Genomic DNA, 17,297 nt, shown 5'->3' on the forward strand with positions numbered 1-17,297 from the left:
CAGGGACCAGTCTTACATCCCCGCGGCCGGGACCTTCGCGCATGTCCCCCGTGCGTCACATCTTCGCCAGGATGTCCACGGTGAAGACCAGCGTGGAGTCCTTCTCGATACCGCTGCCGGCCGGCGGTTTGTCGCCGTAGCCCAGCTTCGGCGGAATCGAGATCAGCACCCGGCTGCCGACCTTCTTGCCGGTCAGCCCCTGCGCCCAGCCCTTGACGACCTGCTGGAGCGAGAACGACGCCAACTGCTTCCGGCTGTACGTCGAGTCGAACTCCTTGCCGGTGTCCCACACCACGCCCTTGTACTGCACGAGCAGCGTGCTGTCGGCCGCCACCTCGTCGCCGTCGCCCTCGATGACGTACTCCGACACCAGCTTGGTGGGCGCGTCCGCCTTGGGGATCTCGATGGAGGGAGCCTTGCCGTCGGTGTTGGTGCCGACCTTGGGCAGTTTCGCGTCGCTCTGAGCGACGTCCTTGCCCTTGGCGGAGCTCTTCGCGTTGAACGTGTCCTGGATGTCGACGACGAACACCAACGTGTCGGTGCCCTTGATACCCGCCTGCGCGTTGCCCTCCTTGCCGTACCCCCAGGTGGGCGGGATGGAGAACTGGACCCGGCTGCCGGCCTTCTTGCCGGTCAGGGCGTACCGCCAGCCGTCGATGATGCTGTTCTGCGCGAGCTGGATGACCAGCGCCGTCTTACGGTCGTAGGAGTTGTCGAAGACCTTGGCCGTGCTCCAGATCTGGCCGAGGTAGTGGGCCTGGATGTAGTCGCCCTCGGCGATGGTGGTGCCACCGCCCGCGATGACCGTCTTGACCGCGAGATCCTTCGACGGATCGCCGCTGCCCTTGGCGACCGTCGGCTTCTCACCGAACTTCGTGCCCGCCGTGATCGCCGGCAGCGGACCGTCGACGATCTTCGGCGGCGGCGCCTGCGAGGCCGAGGACGACGCCGAGGGTGACGCGCTGTCGCTCGCCTTGCTCGAGTCGGACTTGTCGTCACCGCATGCGGCGAGTGTGGCCAGTCCTGCGGGAACGGCAATGAGGAGTGAGCGTCGGCGCACGGTGGGGGCCTCGTAATCGGTCGATCTTGTTGATGGCGTGCGCGCAACTCTACGGCGTGAGAAGGGCGCCGTACGTGAAACGTACGGCGCCCGTGTTGCGTTCCGACAGTGACGCGGAACGCGTCGATCACATTCCGGCGATCAGTTTCTCGACCCGGTCGTCGACCGAACGGAACGGGTCCTTGCACAACACAGTGCGCTGCGCCTGGTCGTTGAGCTTGAGGTGGACCCAGTCGACGGTGAAGTCCCGGCGCTGTTCCTGGGCCCTGCGGATGAAGTCACCGCGCAGCCGGGCCCGAGTGGTCTGCGGCGGAACCGACTTGCCCTCGAAGATCTTCAAGTCGTTGCAGATACGAGCGGCTTGGCCCTTCCTCTCCAGAAGGTAGTAGAGGCCACGACGGCGGTGGATGTCGTGATACGCGAGGTCTATCTGCGCGACCCGCGGGTGGGACATGGTCATGTTGTGCTTGGCCCGGTACCGCTCGATGAGCTTGTACTTCATGACCCAGTCGATCTCGGTGCCGATCCGGTCGAGGTCCTCGGCCTCGATCGCGTCCAGCGTGCGGCCCCACAGCTCCAGGACCTGGTCGACGGTGCCGGTGCGGATGCCCCGGCGCTCGACGAAGTCCACGGCCTTGTCGTAGTACTCCCGCTGCACCTCCAGCGCGGAGGCCTCGCGACCGCTGGCCAGGCGCACCTTGCGCCGGCCGGTGATGTCGTGGCTGACCTCGCGGATCGCCCGGATCGGGTTCTCCAGGGTCAGGTCGCGCATCACGGTGCCCGCCTCGATCATGCGCAGCACCAGGTCGGTCGCGCCGACCTTCAGCAGCATGGTCGTCTCGGACATGTTCGAGTCGCCCACGATGACGTGCAGGCGGCGGTAGCGCTCGGCGTCGGCGTGCGGTTCGTCGCGGGTGTTGATGATCGGCCGGGAGCGGGTCGTCGCCGAGGAGACGCCCTCCCAGATGTGCTCGGCCCGCTGGCTGACGCAGTACACGGCGCCCCGCGGGGTCTGCAGAACCTTGCCCGCGCCGCACAGCAGCTGGCGCGTGACGAGGAAGGGAATGAGGATGTCCGCGAGCCGGGAGAACTCCCCGTGGCGTGCGACGAGATAGTTCTCGTGGCAGCCGTAGGAGTTGCCGGCCGAGTCCGTGTTGTTCTTGAAGAGGTAGACGTCGCCCGCGATTCCTTCCTCGTGCAGGCGTCGTTCGGCGTCCACCAGGAGTCCTTCGAGAATGCGCTCGCCTGCTTTGTCGTGCGTGACCAGTTCGGTCACGTTGTCACATTCGGGTGTCGCGTATTCCGGATGTGACCCGACATCGAGATAGAGGCGGGCGCCGTTTCGCAGAAAGACATTGCTGCTGCGGCCCCATGACACGACACGGCGGAAGAGGTACCGCGCCACCTCGTCGGGAGACAGGCGGCGCTGTCCCCTGAACGTACACGTGACGCCGTACTCGTTCTCCAGCCCGAAAATGCGGCGGTCCATGAGTGAACATTACGCCCGATCCTTCGAGCTGAAACGGGGTTCGGCAGCACGGTTTGGATCATTTTCCGATGAAGACGCAACCACCGCCCGCCCCGCGGGAGCTGTGAGGACGCCTCCCGTCACCAGCAGAACCAGCAGCGACACGCCCCCCGCGACACCCGGCACGGCGAAGCCCCACAGGGCCCCGCCCCGCTCGACGACCGGGCCCGCGAGGCCCGTTCCGACCGACGCGCCCACGGTGAACGTCGTCACGAGCCAGGAGAAGGCCTCGGTGACCGTCCCGGTCGGCGCGTGCCGGTCGACCAGGACGAAGGCGCACGCGATGACGGGCGCGAGGAAGACCCCGGCGAGCACCGTCAGCAGCGTCATGGCCACCGCGCCCGGCATCAGGGTCAGCGGCAGGTAACACACCGCCAGGAAGCCCACCAGGACCTGAAGTCGCCGCGCGGGCTCACCGGCCCACTGCCGCGCGCCGTACACCGTGCCGCCCACGAGGGCCCCCAGACCGATCCCGGCCATCAGCCAGCCGTACACCGCGTCCCCGCCGTGCTCGTCCGCGTACGGCACGGAGGCGACCGTGATGGACCCGAGCGCGATGCCGACGAACAGGAACGCGCCGAGCATCGCCAGCAGTCCGGGCGAGCGCAGCGCGCCGAGCCAGTGCGCCTCACGCGGTGCGGAGCGCCACGCGCGCGAGGGCGGCGACACCACGACCGAGACAGCGCCCAGCACCCCGATGACGTTCAGCACCAGCAGTGCCGCCTGCGCCGACCACAGCGCCGCGCACAACGTCACCAGCAAGGGCCCCACGGTGAACATGACCTCCTGCGCCACGGCGTCCATGGCGTACGCCGTGTGCACCTGGTCCTCCCTGCGCAGCACGCTCGGCCACAGCGCCCGCAGACCGCCCTCCAGGGGCGGCGTGAAGAGCCCGGCGGCGGCCACGGCCGCGTAGGCGAGCGGGAGCGGGTCGGTGCCGTTGAAGGCGAAGAGAGCCATCGCGAGGGCCGACAGCACGGCGGAGGGGAGCTGGACCCGGGGCTGGCCGTGAAGGTCGACGAGCCGCCCGAGCACCGGCTGCCCCACGGCGTTGGCCACGCCGTACGCGGCCGCGAGACCTCCCGCGAGGGTGTACGTGCCGCCCTGCGCCCGGACGAACAGCACGATGGCGATCGCCGCGGTGGCGTTCGGCAGCCGGCCCACCAGCGTTCCCGTCAGCAGGCGCACCGCGTGCCTCGCCCTGAGGATCTCCAGGTATCCCGCGGCCATGTCCCGCCTCCAAGTCATACGTATAACGTCGACTCCCATACGTACCATGTGCGCTGTTCGGACGTCCAGACGAAGGAGCGGACCCACGGTGGCACGCAGCAGTACGCGCCCGACCAGCCGTGACGTCGCACAGGCGGCCGGGGTGTCCCAGGCGGCCGTCTCGCTCGTGCTGGGCGACAAGTGGCGCGGCAGGGTCTCCGAAACCACCGCCGAACGGGTCCGGGAAGCCGCCCGCGACCTCGGCTACCGGCCCAACCTGGCCGCCCGCAACCTCCGCCTCGGCCGCACCCGCACGGTGCTGCTCGTCGTCCCGGCCCTGACGACGGAGTTCTTCGCCGGCGTCTACACCGGCGCCGCACGCGTGGCCGCCGACCACGGCTTCGGCGTCGTCCTGTACCCCCTCCCCCGAGGGCATCGGCCCCGCCCGCGACCCCTTCGCCTCCGCCCAGGCCGCCCTGGACGGCGTCATCGCCTCCTCCATGGCCGCCGACGCCCTCACCGCCATCCGCGGCGACCAGCTCCCCCTCGTCATGCTCGACAGCGACCCCTCGGGCAGCCTCGGCGCCGCCACCGTCAACCTGGACATCGCCGACGGCGTCCGCCAGATCGCCGCCCACCTCCTGGACCTCGGCCACCGCCGCTTCCTGCACCTCGCGGCCGACATCCCGTCCTGGACCTTCGAGGTACGCGCGCGCGAACTGGCCGCACGACTCGACGCGGTCCCCGGCACCTCCGTCCGCACGGCCCGCGCCCCCATCTCGATCGAGGGCGCCCTGACCGCCGCCGAGACCGCCCTCGCCGCACCCGGCCCCCGGCCCACCGCCCTCGTCTGCGACGACGACAAACTCGCCGCCGGCGCCTACAAGGCCGTACGACGGCTCGGCCTGCGCATCCCCGACGACATCTCCGTCACCGGCCTGGACGACCTCGCTCTCGCCACCGCCCTCGACCCCGAGCTGACGACCGTACGACTGGACGCCGAGCTGTTCGGCGAACGCGGCATGGAAGCCCTCCTGGCCGTCCTGGAAGGCCGTACACCGCAGGCGGGGGACATCCCCGTCGAGTTGGTCGTACGGGGCTCCACGGCCCCGCCCAGCACCCCCTGAACGCCCTGCGCCCCGGCCTCAAGGCCGGGGCACAGAACGGGTGATGGTCGGGCGGGACGCCCCGGGACTACTCGTCCTCGGAACCCTCCGCCTCATCCGCGCTCTCCGCCTCGGTGGACGCACCGCCGACCTCCAGCAACCGACCGAGCTGACGCCCCACGATGCGCTTGAACTTGCGCTGCTGCGGACGCGTCCGGTCCAGCACCGCGACCTCCAGCCGCTCCGCGGGGATCTCCCGCTCACTGCCGTTCGTGTCACGGGACAGCGCCTGCACGGCCAGCTTCAGCGCCTCCGCCAGGCTCATACCGTCCTGGTGACGCTGGTCCAGATAGCTGCTGATCGTCTCGGCGTTGCCGCCCACCGCGACCGAGCCGTGCTCGTCCACGATGGAACCGTCGTGCGGCAGCCGGTAGATCTGGTCGCCGTCCGGCGTCTCACCGACCTCGGCCACGACCAGCTCCACCTCGTACGGCTTCTCACCGGCCGAGGAGAAGATCGTGCCCAGCGTCTGGGCGTAGACGTTGGCAAGACCACGGGCGGTCACGTCGTCACGGTCATAGGTGTAACCACGCAGGTCGGCATACCGGACGCCGCCGATCCGCAGGTTCTCGTACTCGTTGTACTTGCCGGCGGCCGCGAAGCCGATCCGGTCGTAGATCTCGCTGAACTTGTGCAGCGCGCGGGACGGATTCTCGCCGACGAACACGATGCCGTCGGCATACTGCAGCACGACCAGGCTGCGACCACGGGCGATGCCCTTGCGGGCGTACTCCGCCCGGTCGGCCATCGCCTGCTGGGGGGAGACATAGAACGGCGTCGACACCGGTTATCCGTCCCTTTCTGTGGAAGTCACTGCGATCACCTTGAACAAGACGGGTGGCGCCTAGAGCAACGCGGCCCGCGGGCCGTCGGGCTGCTCCAGCCGCCGCTCGAGAATCGAACGGGCGATCTCGGAGGACTCGTCGTCGGTGAGCCGGCGGAAGCCGTCCTCGGTGATCACGGTGACGATCGGGTAGATCCGGCGGGCGACATCGGGACCACCGGTCGCCGAGTCGTCGTCGGCCGCGTCGTACAGGGCCTGCACCACGAGCATCGTGGCCTCGGCCTCGCTCAGACTGTCGTGGAAGAACTTCTTCATGGCACCGCGCGCGAAGACCGAGCCGGAACCGGTGGCGGCGAAGTTGTGCTCCTCGGAACGGCCGCCGGTGACGTCGTAGGAGAAGATCCGCCCCCTGCCGCGGTCCACGTCGTACCCCGCGAACAGCGGCACCACGGCCAGCCCCTGCATCGCCATGCCGAGGTTGGAACGGATCATGGTGGACAGCCGGTTCGCCTTGCCCTCCAGCGACAGCTGGGCGCCCTCGACCTTCTCGAAGTGCTCCAGCTCCAACTGGAACAGCTTCACCATCTCGACGGCGAGACCGGCGGTGCCGGCGATCCCGACGGCGGAGTACTCGTCGGCGGGGAACACCTTCTCGATGTCCCGCTGAGCGATGACGTTGCCCATCGTGGCGCGACGGTCACCGGCGAGCACGACACCACCGGGAAAGGTGACCGCCACGATCGTGGTGCCGTGCGGCGCCTCGATCACACCCTGCATGGGCGGCAATTGCCGGTTGCCCGGCAGCATCTCCGGCTGGTGCTCGGACAGGAAGTCCATGAAGGACGACGACCCAGGCGTCAGGAAGGCAGCTGGTAGACGCCCGGTGCTACGAGTGTTGGCTTCCACGCGATTCCTTCCAGGTAAGCGGCGGCCCGACGGACGGCGTCGGGATCGTCTCCCAACTTGCCGATGGCCGAATTGCAGTTGAAGCACAGTACGCCTCGGACCCTACCCGTCTTGTGGCAATGATCCACATGAACGGCAGGAGCCTTCAGACAGATCACGCAGAGCCCCATCTGAGAGGCGACCATCTCGTCACGCTCGGCTTCGGTGAGGCCGTAGTGGCGCTTCAGGTGCCGCTCACGCCCGGCGACAGCTCGGCACGTCTTGCAGCGCGTCGACAAGCCGTCGGAGGCCGACGCGTTTCTGTGCCACTCACTCCACTGTTTGACTTCGTCGCACCCCAGGCAGTGCTTGTGCCCTTCGGGCACATCCACTCGACGGACCTTCTTGCCCTGAGCCTCCCGACCACGGCGGTAGGCATCTGCCCCGCATTCGCGGCAACGGTCCTGAAGCCTGTCGAGCTTCGACCTGTTAGCCGCGAATGCGCTGGTAGGGAGAGTCCGCTTGCATGCCGAGCATCGCTTCTCGGCACCCAATTCGGACATTTACCGCTACTCCCCACCCTTCTGCACAAATGACCTCACGAAGTCCTCCGCGTTCTCTTCGAGCACATCATCGATTTCGTCCAGGACGGAGTCGACGTCGTCGCTGAGCTTCTCCTGGCGCTCCTTGAGGTCCTCGGAACCCTGCGTCTCCGCAGTCTGCTCCTCGACCTCCTCGGTGTTGCGCGTGGCCTTCTGCTGTCCGCCGCCGGTGTCCTTGGTCGCCATAACCCCTCACCCCGCTCGGTTCGACGTTCTTGATCAGACCCTACAAGCAGGGTCTGACATCGGCCCCGCAGTTCTTACAACGTACGTGGGCCATCTCGATGATTCCCTCTGGCCGGGTTTTCCACCCTGCCGGACCGCCCGGCCCGAGGACCCGCTCAGCCGCCCGACAGCACCCTGACCAGGTCTTCTGCCGTGCGACAGCGGTCCAGGAGCTCTTTGACGTGATTTCGCGTTCCGCGAAGCGGTTCGAGGGTTGGGACCCGCTGGAGCGAGTCCCGGCCCGGGAGGTCGAAGATCACCGAGTCCCAGGAGGCCGCGGCGACGTCGTCGGCGTACTGCTCCAGGCAGCGGCCGCGGAAGTACGCGCGTGTGTCCTCCGGGGGCTTCGTACGGGCTCGCTCGACCTCGTTGTCGTCCAGGAGTCGCTTGATGCGGCCGCGGGCCGCGAGGCGGTTGTAGAGGCCCTTGTCGGGGCGCACGTCGGCGTACTGGAGGTCCAGGAGGTGCAGTTTCGCGGCGTCCCAGTCGAGGTCGTCGCGGCGCCGGTAGCCCTCCATGAGCTCGCGCTTGGCGACCCAGTCGAGCTCGCCGGCGAGGCTCATGGGGTTGTGCTCCAGTCGGTTGAGGGTGTCCTCCCAGCGGGCCAGGATGTCCTTGGTCTGGTCGTCCGCGTCGGCGCCGAAGCGTTCTTCGACGTACTTGCGGGAGAGCTCGTAGTACTCCATCTGGAGCTGGACCGCGGTGAGTGTGCGGCCGCTACGGAGGGTGACCAGGCGCTGGAGGGTGGGGTCGTGCGACACCTGGTGCAGGGTCCGTACCGGCTGGTCGACCGCGAGGTCCACCGCGATGAAGCCGTCCTCGATCATGGACAGGACGAGAGCCGTGGTGCCGAGCTTCAGGTACGTCGAGATCTCCGAGAGGTTCGCGTCGCCGATGATCACGTGGAGGCGGCGGTACTTCTCGGCGTCGGCGTGGGGCTCGTCGCGGGTGTTGATGATGGGGCGCTTGAGAGTGGTCTCCAGGCCGACCTCGACTTCGAAGTAGTCGGCGCGCTGACTGAGCTGGAAGCCGTGTTCGTGTCCGTCCTGGCCGATGCCGACGCGGCCGGCGCCTGCGAAGACCTGGCGGGAGACGAAGAAGGGCGTGAGGTGGCGCACGATGTCCGAGAAGGGGGTTTCCCGCTTCATCAGGTAGTTCTCGTGCGTGCCGTAGGAGGCGCCCTTGTTGTCGGTGTTGTTCTTGTAGAGGTGGATGGGCTGGGCGCCGGGGAGCTGGGCGGCCCGCTCGGCCGCCTCGGCCATGATGCGTTCGCCGGCCTTGTCCCACAGGACGGCGTCGCGTGGGTTGGTGACCTCGGGGCTGCTGTATTCGGGGTGTGCGTGGTCGACGTAGAGCCGTGCGCCGTTGGTGAGGATGACGTTGGCCAGGCCGATGTCCTCGTCGGTGAGCTGGCTGGAGTCGGCGGCCTCACGGGCGAGGTCGAAGCCCCGCGCGTCCCGCAGCGGATTCTCCTCCTCGAAGTCCCAGCGGGCCCGGCGGGCCCGGTGCATCGCCGCCGCGTAGGCGTTGACGATCTGGGACGAGGTGAGCATGGCATTGGCGTTGGGGTGGCCGGGGACGGAGATCCCGTACTCCGTCTCGATGCCCATTACTCGCCGTACGGTCATGCGGCCCTCCTTGCCCGGCAGCGCCCTCGGTCGGGGGCGCCGCTCAAGTACCGCTGGCGCTCCGGTGCGTGTGCGGTGCCCGTCCCCGCACTGCGCGACTCGGCGGTACCGAAGAGCCTAGAACGGCTCTGCGCTGGTGGGGAGATCATTTGCGTCATTGCCTTGCTCGCCTTTGGTCCGGTTAGTTGCCTGAAAAACAGTCGGCTGCGGGTACCCCGGTGAGGGCACCCGCAGCCGCCCTGTCTTTACAGGTACTGCCCGGTGTTTGCCACCGTGTCGATGGAGCGCCCGGTGTCGGCGCCCTGCTTTCCGGTGATGAGCGTGCGGATGTAGACGATCCGCTCGCCCTTCTTGCCGGAGATGCGGGCCCAGTCGTCGGGGTTGGTGGTGTTGGGCAGGTCCTCGTTCTCCTTGAACTCGTCCACGCAGGCCTGGAGGAGGTGGGAGACGCGAAGGCCCTTCTGGTTGTGGTCGAGGAAGTCCTTGATCGCCATCTTCTTGGCGCGGCCCACGATGTTCTCGATCATGGCGCCGGAGTTGAAGTCCTTGAAGTAGAGGACTTCCTTGTCGCCGTTGGCGTAGGTGACTTCCAGGAAGCGGTTTTCCTCGGATTCGGCGTACATGTGTTCCACGGCCGTCTGGATCATGCTCTGGACGGTGGTGGTCCTGCTGCCGCTGTGCTCGCCGAGGTCGTCGGAGTGCAGCGGGAGGCGCTCGGTCAGGTACTTGCCGAAGATGTCCTTGGCGGCCTCGGCGTCGGGACGCTCGATCTTGATCTTCACGTCCAGGCGCCCGGGACGCAGGATGGCGGGGTCGATCATGTCCTCACGGTTGGAGGCACCGATCACGACCACGTTCTGCAGGCCCTCCACGCCGTCGATCTCGGCGAGCAGCTGGGGGACGATGGTGTTCTCCACGTCCGAGCTGACACCGGATCCGCGGGTGCGGAAGAGGGATTCCATCTCGTCGAAGAAGACGATGACGGGTGTGCCCTCGGAGGCCTTCTCCCTCGCACGCTGGAAGACGAGGCGGATCTGCCGCTCGGTCTCGCCGACGTACTTGTTGAGGAGCTCGGGGCCCTTGATGTTGAGGAAGAAGCTCTTGCCGGTGGCCTGACCGGTGACCTCGGCGACCTTCTTGGCCAGCGAGTTGGCGACGGCCTTGGCGATGAGTGTCTTGCCGCATCCGGGGGGTCCGTAGAGCAGGACACCCTTGGGCGGGCGCAGTTCGTGCTCCTTGAACAGGTCCGGGTAGAGGTACGGCAGCTCGACGGCGTCTCGGATGGCCTCGATCTGGCCTCCGAGTCCGCCGATCTGTTCGTAGCCGATGTCGGGGACTTCTTCGAGGACGAGTTCCTCGACCTCGCTCTTGGGGACGACCTCGTAGACGTAGCCGGAGCGCGGTTCGAGGAGCAGGGCGTCGCCGGGGCGGATGGTCACGTCGAGCAGCGGTTCGGCGAGCCGTACCACCCGCTCCTCGTCCGTGTGTCCCTGCACCAGGGCGCGCTCGCCGTCCTCGAGGATCTCCTTGAGGGTGACGATGTCGCCGACGCTCTCGTACTCCATGGCCTCGACCACGTTGAGAGCTTCGTTGAGCATCACTTCCTGGCCGCGCCGGAGCTCTTCGAGTTCGACGCTGGGGCTGACGTTCACCCGCAGTTTGCGGCCGCCGGTGAAGATGTCGGCGGTGCCGTCCTCGTTCGCTTCGAGGAAGACACCGAAGCCGGCCGGGGGCTGTGCGAGCCGGTCGACCTCCTCCTTGAGGGCCACGATCTGGTCGCGGGCCTCACGGAGCGTGTTGGCGAGTCGCTCGTTCTGGGCGGACACGCCGGCCAAGTTGGTCTGCAGCTCGACGATCCGCTCTTCGAGAATCCTCGTGTGTCGCGGAGAGTCGGCGAGCTTGCGTCGCAGGACGGCGATCTCCTGCTCAAGGTAGGCAATCTGCCCGGACGGGTCGTCGGACCCTCGTCCCGGGCGGATGCCGCGGTTCATGTCGTCGTCGTGGGCTGCCACGGTCCTCACCTCCTCCAAGGGGAGCTGGACGCTTCCAGACCCTACCTGGGTGGGTGTCGATTGAAACCCCTAGATCACAAAGACTGTCGAGGTGTGTCCGATCTTCACCCTTGCGCTCTCCCTCACGCCAGGGGAATACCCACCGAACAAGATTGGAAAGCTGCCGAAGGTAGGGTCGAAGTGTTCAACACCCGTCAGAGCTGGCCGGATTCCCGTTCGGCTCGACGCATAAACGGCAGGAGAGATGAGAGTGCAGCAGGAGGTCGGGGCCGACGGCGAGACCCTGGAGGTCTGGATCGACCAGGATCTCTGTACCGGTGACGGCATCTGTGCCCAGTACGCGCCTGAGGTGTTCGAGCTGGACATCGACGGTCTGGCCTATGTGAAGGGCTCGGACGACGAGCTTCTGCAGGACAGAGGCGCCACAACGCCCGTCCCTCTGCCGCTTCTCAACGATGTGGTCGACTCCGCGAAGGAGTGTCCTGGCGACTGCATCCATGTACGTCGAGTTTCGGACAGGGTCGAGATCTACGGACCGGACGCGGAGTGACCGGAAAGCCACCGCGCGTGACCGCTGTCTGATTTCTCACAGATGTGATCGCTTCGGTCAGACGGTGTGCGTGCCTGCGGGGGTCGAGCGGACGAACGCGCCGTCCTTCCACTGCCACTTCGCCTTGTCCTTCACGTCCGGGCAGCAACTGGGTACGTCGGACGTGGAGTAGCCGAGCAGGGTCGCGAGGACGGTGCCGTCGCTCACCGTGAAGTCGGTGACGGTGTTGCGGGTCTTCGGGCTCAGCAGGGTGGCGACGACACGGGGTTCGCCGGTGCCCTTCGCGCGCGTGATGACGTAGACGGCGTCGGGCGGGGTGCCCATGGGGGCGTCGCAGTGCACCACGACGACTGTTTCCGGCCGTCCGTCGCCGTCGAGGTCTCCGGAGACCTGTTTCTGGATCTTCGCCTTGACGGGTCCGCAGCCGATCGGGAAGTGGACGTCCGCGGGATCGGGCGCGGCCGCGACCACGGGGGCGCTTCTGGCCTCGGGGCCGGCCGCCTGGGCCGCCGTCGCCGGGTTGGGCTGCAGGACCGAGGAGAAGGCCACGACGCCCGCCACGGCGGTGGCGGTGGCGACCCAGTGGATCGGGCGGGTGTGCGTGTGTGCCAGTTCCGGGACGGCGGATTGCTGCACTAGGAGCGTCTCCTGTGAGGGCGTGCCGGTGGGGTGGGGTGGCCAGCATGGTGCCACACGTCACAGGTCGGGGGAACGGCGGGGGTGGGTACTTGTCCTGGTTGCCGTACGGCGGTTTCCGTCGCTCCCTCAACACGGAAGCGTCGGGGTGGAGTTCCCCTGGTCTGCGGGAACTCCACCCCGACGCCTGTACGTTGACTGCGACACGGGCCGCCCTAGCGGCCGGAGCCTCCGTCGGCGTTGGGGCCGGTGTAGTCCTCGCCGTAGGCGCCCTTGGCGGGGCGGCGTCGGCGCATGGGGGGCTCGACGCCGTCGGCGAGGCGGCGGGCGGTGAGCAGGAAGCCGGTGTGTCCGATCATGCGGTGGTCCGGGCGGACTGCCAGGCCTTCCACGTGCCAGTTGCGGATCATCGACTCCCAGGAGGTCGGCTCGTTGAAGGAGCCGATCTCGCGGATGGACTCGACGGTCCGGGCGAGCTGGGTGGTGGTGGCGACGTAGCAGCACAGGATGCCGCCGGGGACGAGCGCCTTGGAGACGGCCTCCAGGCACTCCCAGGGGGCGAGCATGTCGAGGATGACGCGGTCGACGTCGGTGTCGGACAGGTTGTCCTGGAGGTCGCCGACGGTGAGCTGCCAGGCAGGGTGCGGGCCGCCGAAGTAGCGCTCCACGTTCTGCTGGGCGATCTCGGCGAAGTCCTCGCGGCGCTCGTAGCTGTGCAGCATGCCCTGGTCGCCGATGGCGCGCAGCAGGAAGCTGCTGAGCGAGCCGGAGCCGACGCCGGCTTCCACGACGCGGGCGCCGGGGAAGATGTCGGCGAAGGCGAGGATCTGCCCTGCGTCCTTCGGGTAGACCACGGCGGCACCGCGGGGCATGGACAGGACGTAGTCGGGGAGCAGGGGGCGCAGCGCGAGGTAGGCGACGTTACCGGTGGTGCGGACAACGCTGCCCTCGGGTGCGCCGATCAGCTCGTCGTGCGGGAAGGAACCCTTGTGGGTGTGGAAGTTCTTTCCCTCTTCGAGCGTGAACGTGTAGTGGCGGCCCTTGGGGTCGGTCAGCTGAACCTGGTCCCCGACCTTGAAGGGCCCGCGCCTGCGGGCGGCACCGGTCGGTTCGGACATGTGAACAGCCTACCGGTCCCCGGAGGGGCCGCCGACCACTAGGACGGTCTGGCCATGGCCTTCACGAAGGCGCGTTCCACGTCGGCCGCGGACAGGACGCCGTAGATCTCGCCGGTCTGCTCGACCACGAGGTACTCGGTGGCGGGGGTTGCGCGCAGGGTGTCCAGCAGGTCCTCGCCCGCGAGCTCCGCGGAGACGCGCATGCCGTCGGTGAGGTCCTGCGCGAGGCCGCTGACGGCGACCCAGGGGCGGCGGTGTTCGGGTACGCCGACGATGGCGGCCTCGCGGACGAGGGAGAGCGGGGTGCCCTCGGCGTCGACGACGACCAGGGCGCGGGCGCCGGCGGCGTTGGCGCGGCGCAGGGCCTCGGAGAGGGGGGTGTCGGTCTCGACGGGAACCGCGCGGCGGGTGAGGGTGCGGGCGCGCAGTTCGGGAAGGTGTTCGCGCAGGCGTGCCATGCGCAGGCTGTTGCCGGCGCCAGTCCAGATGATCGCGGCGAGGATCGCGGCGAGCAGGGCGTCCATGACCGTGTCCATGCCGACGTTGTCCTCGGCAGAGGAACCGAGCGCTCCGGACTGGGTGAGCAGGGGGAGGCCGATGAGGACGCAGACGGCGAGGGCGCGGCCGACCCAGGCGGCGGCGATGGTGCCGCTCATGGGCTTGCCGGTGATCTTCCAGACGACGGCGCGGAGCATGCGGCCGCCGTCGAGGGGGAGGCCGGGCAGGAGATTGAAGGCGGCCACGATGAGGTTGGAGACCATCAGGCCGGCGAGCAGGACGCCGGGGACCGTGCCGGGCTCGACGGGCTGCATGGCGAGGTAGAAGAGGCCGGCGAGGATCAGGGAGAGCAGCGGGCCGACGAAGGCCAGCACGAACTCCCGGCCGGGGGTCTCGGCCTCTTTCTCGATCTCGGAGACGCCGCCGAAGAACTGGAGCTGGATGCGGCGGACGGGGAGCTTGAAGCGCAGTGCCGCGACGGTGTGCGCCAGTTCGTGCACGAGGACGGAGGCGTAGAAGGCGACCGCGAAGAAGAGGGAGACGAGGTAGCGGGCGGCGCCGAGTTCCGGCAGCACGCGGTCCAGCTGTCCGCCGAACACCCAGGTGATGAGCGCGGCGACGAGGAACCAGCTGGGAGCGACGTAGACGGGCACACCGAAGGGGCGGCCCATCAGCAGGCCGCCCCGGGGCTGGGGGGACTGGGGCGGGGGGCTCTTGGGGGCGCCGGAGTGGGCGAGGGTGCGGTGGTCGTGGTGGTGGGCCGGAGGGGCGTGGCCGGGGTCCGGCGCTTGGGGTTTGTGCGGGTCGGCGGGGGGTGAGGGCTGTCGGTGACCGCCGTGGGGACGGCCGGACTCATGATCCGCGCCCGCGCCCTCACCTGTCGGCTCGTCGGCCTCCGGGGGACCGCCCGCCGCGGCGGCTGCGGCGGCCCCAACGGGGCGGTCGGCGTCGGAAGTGCCGTCGGTCGCTCGTGGCGAGGGGCCGAGGTTGCCGGCCATCGGCGCTTCCGACGGGCGCCGACTCCCCTCGGGCCCAACGCCAGCACCGGGGGCCGCGGCCGCGTCGGCGTCGGAGGTGTCAGAGGTGCCGTCGGTCGCTCGTGGCGAGGGGCCGAGGTTGCCGGCCATCGGCGCTTCCGACGGGCGCCGACTCCCCGGCCCAGCGCCGGTCACCGGCAGATCGCCCGCCGCGGGGGCCGCGTCGGCGTCGGAGGTGTCATCGGCCGTTGGCGGTTCCTGGGCGGGGTTGTCATCCGCGGCCCGCTCCGGGGCGGCCGTGGTGCCGTGTTCGGCCTCCGGGGTGGGCTGGTCGGCCGGGGCGCCGTCGAAGCCCCCGTCGGGTCGGGGTGCGGAAGCGCTGGTGGGGTTCGTGGCGGACGCCCCGGTTCCGTTCTCGTGCGGGTCGGGGGTCGTGGGGTCGGTGGTCTGGGCCGTGGGCCCTGCGTGGGGCTTGGCCGACCGGTCCTTGCCGGACCGCGGCTGCCCGCTCCCGCCGCTCTCGTCCACGATGTCCCCTCGTTCGAAGCGTCTTCCGCGCCTGCCGTGCGGAAGGGTCTCGGGTTGATGGTATGCGGCGGTCGCGACGCGTTCCGCCCCGGCACCCCCTGTGTTTTCCCCAGGAGTCACGGCGGTCACGGCCGCGGGTAGGTCACTGTCAGTGGCGGGCCGTATGGTCTGTGGTCATGGAGACGAGCACCGAGGACACGGCGGAGGCCGCGAGCGGCGACCCGGGGGCGGCGGTGGAGCCGGTCATGGGCGAGCCGACGGCAGAGGGTACGGCGGCGGGGGCGGTAGAGGTGTCGCGGCCGGCCGCCACGGCGCCGGCCTCCCTCTCCCCTTCTCGCGCCAATGACTTCATGCAGTGTCCGCTGCTGTACCGGTTCCGGGTGATCGACCGGCTTCCGGAGAAGCCGAGCGAGGCGGCGACCCGGGGGACCCTGGTGCACTCGGTGCTGGAGCGGCTCTTCGACGCCCCGGCAACGGAGCGGACCGCGCCCCGGGCCAAGTCGCTCGTCCCCGGCCAGTGGGACCGGCTCAGGGAGAGCCGGCCCGAGGTGGTGGAGCTGTTCGCCGACGATCCGGACGGCGAGCGGCTGGCGCTGTGGCTCGGTGAGGCCGAGCGGCTGGTCGAGCGGTGGTTCACGCTGGAGGATCCGACGCGCTTGGAGCCCGCGGAGCGGGAGCTGTTCGTCGAGGCGGAGCTGGACTCGGGGCTGAGACTGCGCGGGATCATCGACCGGGTCGACGTGGCGCCGACCGGCGAGGTGCGGATCGTCGACTACAAGACCGGCAAGGCGCCCCGGCCGGAGTACGCCGAGGGCGCGCTGTTCCAGATGAAGTTCTACGCCCTGGTGGTGTGGCGGCTGAAGAACGTCATCCCGCGCCGGCTCCAGCTCGTCTACCTCGGCAGCGGAGACGTCCTGACGTACGACCCCGTCCTCGCCGACCTGGAGCGCGTCGAGCGCAAGCTGCTGGCGCTGTGGGAGGCGATCCGGCAGGCCACGGAGACGGGGGACTGGCGGCCGCGCCCGACCAAGCTGTGCGGCTGGTGCGACCACCAGGAGCACTGCCCGGAGTTCGGCGGCACTCCCCCGCCGTACCCACTGCCGGTGACGTCCGCGATCGGTGAGCAGGGCAGAATGGGGCCGGACTAGCGAAGGAGACTTACGTGGCCATCCGCGTCCTACTGGTCGACGACCAGCCGCTGCTGCGTACCGGCTTCCGGATGATCCTGGAGGCCGAGCAGGACATCGCGGTCGTGGGCGAGGCCGGAGACGGCCTTCAGGCTCTCGACCAGGTACGGGCGCTCCAGCCCGACGTGGTCCTCATGGACATCCGTATGCCTCGGATGGACGGTGTCGAGGCGACGCGGCAGATCACCGGGCCCGGGCGGGACGGCCCGGCCAAGGTGCTCGTGCTGACCACCTTCGACCTCGACGAGTACGTGGTGGAGGCGCTGCGGGCGGGAGCCAGCGGCTTCCTGCTCAAGGACGCCCCGGCCAACGAGCTCGTGCAGGCGATCCGGGTGGTGGCCGCGGGTGAGGCGATGCTCGCGCCGAGCATCACGCGTCGGCTGCTCGACAAGTACGCCACGCATCTGCCGTCCGGCGACGAGCCGGTGCCGGACACGCTGCACACGCTCACCGACCGCGAGGTCGAGGTGCTGAAGCTGGTGGCGCGCGGGCTGTCCAACGCGGAGATCGCCGCGGACCTGTTCGTCAGTGAGACCACCGTGAAGACGCATGTCGGTCACGTCCTGACCAAGCTGGGGCTCAGGGACCGGGTGCAGGCCGCGGTGTACGCGTACGAGAGCGGGCTGGTGCGTCCCGGCGCGCAGTAGCGGGAGCGGTACGAGCGAAGAGGGCGTCCCCCGTCTGACGGGGGGCGCCCTCTTCGT

Annotated in this window: 15 protein-coding genes and 1 pseudogene; 4 read left to right on the top strand and 12 right to left on the bottom strand. The window is 69.0% G+C overall.

Features of this window, described 5'->3' with window-relative positions; all coding sequences use genetic code 11:
- Positions 1 to 55: 55 nt before the first annotated feature.
- From QF027_RS10230 to QF027_RS10240, 3 genes are all read right to left on the bottom strand, one after another.
- Positions 56 to 1,060 carry an FKBP-type peptidyl-prolyl cis-trans isomerase gene (locus QF027_RS10230; RefSeq protein ID WP_306983956.1) on the bottom strand — a complete coding sequence of 335 codons (1,005 nt, stop codon included), beginning with the start codon at positions 1,058 to 1,060 and terminating at the stop codon, positions 56 to 58.
- 127 nt (positions 1,061 to 1,187) lie between these two features.
- Positions 1,188 to 2,549, bottom strand: coding sequence for a Pup--protein ligase (pafA, locus tag QF027_RS10235; protein ID WP_007380857.1), 1,362 nt, complete (start codon positions 2,547 to 2,549; stop codon positions 1,188 to 1,190).
- 9 nt (positions 2,550 to 2,558) lie between these two features.
- Positions 2,559 to 3,818, bottom strand: coding sequence for an MFS transporter (locus QF027_RS10240; RefSeq protein WP_307074054.1), 1,260 nt, complete (start codon positions 3,816 to 3,818; stop codon positions 2,559 to 2,561).
- Between the two features lie 88 nt (positions 3,819 to 3,906).
- Here QF027_RS10240 and QF027_RS10245 point away from each other — a divergent pair.
- Positions 3,907 to 4,924 (top strand): annotated as a pseudogene (locus QF027_RS10245) (LacI family DNA-binding transcriptional regulator).
- 67 nt (positions 4,925 to 4,991) lie between these two features.
- Here QF027_RS10245 and prcA read toward each other — a convergent pair.
- The 6 genes from prcA to arc all read right to left on the bottom strand — a co-directional run bounded on the left by prcA (position 4,992) and on the right by arc (position 11,099).
- Positions 4,992 to 5,747 (bottom strand): proteasome subunit alpha, encoded by a 756-nt coding sequence (gene prcA, locus QF027_RS10250; protein WP_306983949.1) that lies wholly within the window; start codon positions 5,745 to 5,747, stop codon positions 4,992 to 4,994.
- A gap of 60 nt (positions 5,748 to 5,807) precedes the next feature.
- The gene (gene prcB / locus QF027_RS10255; protein ID WP_306983946.1) at positions 5,808 to 6,653 is read right to left on the bottom strand and encodes a proteasome subunit beta; all 846 of its coding nucleotides are present in this window, start codon (positions 6,651 to 6,653) and stop codon (positions 5,808 to 5,810) included.
- Entirely contained in the window at positions 6,605 to 7,195 is a 591-nt protein-coding gene (locus QF027_RS10260) for an endonuclease VII domain-containing protein (RefSeq protein WP_306983944.1), read from the bottom strand. Before QF027_RS10260 ends, prcB begins: the two co-directional genes overlap by 49 nt.
- Before the next feature lie 6 nt (positions 7,196 to 7,201).
- The gene (locus QF027_RS10265; RefSeq protein ID WP_007380863.1) at positions 7,202 to 7,420 is read right to left on the bottom strand and encodes a ubiquitin-like protein Pup; all 219 of its coding nucleotides are present in this window, start codon (positions 7,418 to 7,420) and stop codon (positions 7,202 to 7,204) included.
- A gap of 155 nt (positions 7,421 to 7,575) precedes the next feature.
- Complete coding sequence (gene dop / locus QF027_RS10270; protein WP_373431015.1) at positions 7,576 to 9,087, bottom strand: depupylase/deamidase Dop; 1,512 nt, start codon at positions 9,085 to 9,087, stop codon at positions 7,576 to 7,578.
- Positions 9,088 to 9,332: 245 nt separating this feature from the next.
- The gene (arc, locus tag QF027_RS10275; RefSeq protein ID WP_306983942.1) at positions 9,333 to 11,099 is read right to left on the bottom strand and encodes a proteasome ATPase; all 1,767 of its coding nucleotides are present in this window, start codon (positions 11,097 to 11,099) and stop codon (positions 9,333 to 9,335) included.
- A 244-nt stretch (positions 11,100 to 11,343) separates the two neighbouring features.
- Between arc and QF027_RS10280 the strand changes: the two genes are divergently transcribed.
- Positions 11,344 to 11,649, top strand: a complete 306-nt coding sequence (locus QF027_RS10280; RefSeq protein WP_069761305.1) for a ferredoxin — start codon at positions 11,344 to 11,346, stop codon at positions 11,647 to 11,649.
- 57 nt (positions 11,650 to 11,706) lie between these two features.
- On the opposite strand, the gene QF027_RS10285 is transcribed toward QF027_RS10280, so the two are convergent.
- The 3 genes from QF027_RS10285 to QF027_RS10295 all read right to left on the bottom strand — a co-directional run bounded on the left by QF027_RS10285 (position 11,707) and on the right by QF027_RS10295 (position 15,028).
- Positions 11,707 to 12,285 carry a hypothetical protein gene (locus tag QF027_RS10285; protein WP_307074056.1) on the bottom strand — a complete coding sequence of 193 codons (579 nt, stop codon included), beginning with the start codon at positions 12,283 to 12,285 and terminating at the stop codon, positions 11,707 to 11,709.
- Between the two features lie 215 nt (positions 12,286 to 12,500).
- Positions 12,501 to 13,403: a tRNA (adenine-N1)-methyltransferase gene (locus QF027_RS10290; protein WP_057614329.1), complete on the bottom strand. Its 903-nt coding sequence runs from the start codon at positions 13,401 to 13,403 to the stop codon at positions 12,501 to 12,503.
- A gap of 38 nt (positions 13,404 to 13,441) precedes the next feature.
- Positions 13,442 to 15,028, bottom strand: coding sequence for a site-2 protease family protein (locus tag QF027_RS10295; protein ID WP_373432110.1), 1,587 nt, complete (start codon positions 15,026 to 15,028; stop codon positions 13,442 to 13,444).
- A gap of 554 nt (positions 15,029 to 15,582) precedes the next feature.
- Here QF027_RS10295 and QF027_RS10300 point away from each other — a divergent pair.
- Complete coding sequence (locus tag QF027_RS10300) at positions 15,583 to 16,554, top strand: RecB family exonuclease (protein ID WP_306983931.1); 972 nt, start codon at positions 15,583 to 15,585, stop codon at positions 16,552 to 16,554.
- 14 nt (positions 16,555 to 16,568) lie between these two features.
- Complete coding sequence (locus QF027_RS10305; RefSeq protein ID WP_020141342.1) at positions 16,569 to 17,240, top strand: response regulator; 672 nt, start codon at positions 16,569 to 16,571, stop codon at positions 17,238 to 17,240.
- The last annotated feature ends 57 nt before the right edge of the window (positions 17,241 to 17,297 follow it).

The sequence above is a fragment of the Streptomyces canus genome (genome assembly GCF_030816965.1).
GTDB lineage: Bacteria > Actinomycetota > Actinomycetes > Streptomycetales > Streptomycetaceae > Streptomyces > Streptomyces canus_E.

Excerpts from the sequence above, each read along its gene's own strand:
- pafA (WP_007380857.1), bottom strand. The coding sequence starts at position 2,549 with ATGGACCGCCGCATTTTCGGGCTGGAGAACGAGTACGGCGTCACGTGT.
- QF027_RS10240 (WP_307074054.1), bottom strand. The coding sequence starts at position 3,818 with ATGGCCGCGGGATACCTGGAGATCCTCAGGGCGAGGCACGCGGTGCGC.
- QF027_RS10260 (WP_306983944.1), bottom strand. The coding sequence starts at position 7,195 with ATGTCCGAATTGGGTGCCGAGAAGCGATGCTCGGCATGCAAGCGGACT.
- QF027_RS10265 (WP_007380863.1), bottom strand. The coding sequence starts at position 7,420 with ATGGCGACCAAGGACACCGGCGGCGGACAGCAGAAGGCCACGCGCAAC.
- dop (WP_373431015.1), bottom strand. The coding sequence starts at position 9,087 with ATGACCGTACGGCGAGTAATGGGCATCGAGACGGAGTACGGGATCTCC.
- QF027_RS10280 (WP_069761305.1), top strand. The coding sequence starts at position 11,344 with ATGAGAGTGCAGCAGGAGGTCGGGGCCGACGGCGAGACCCTGGAGGTC.
- QF027_RS10290 (WP_057614329.1), bottom strand. The coding sequence starts at position 13,403 with ATGTCCGAACCGACCGGTGCCGCCCGCAGGCGCGGGCCCTTCAAGGTC.
- QF027_RS10295 (WP_373432110.1), bottom strand. The coding sequence starts at position 15,028 with ATGGCCGGCAACCTCGGCCCCTCGCCACGAGCGACCGACGGCACCTCT.
- QF027_RS10300 (WP_306983931.1), top strand. The coding sequence starts at position 15,583 with ATGGAGACGAGCACCGAGGACACGGCGGAGGCCGCGAGCGGCGACCCG.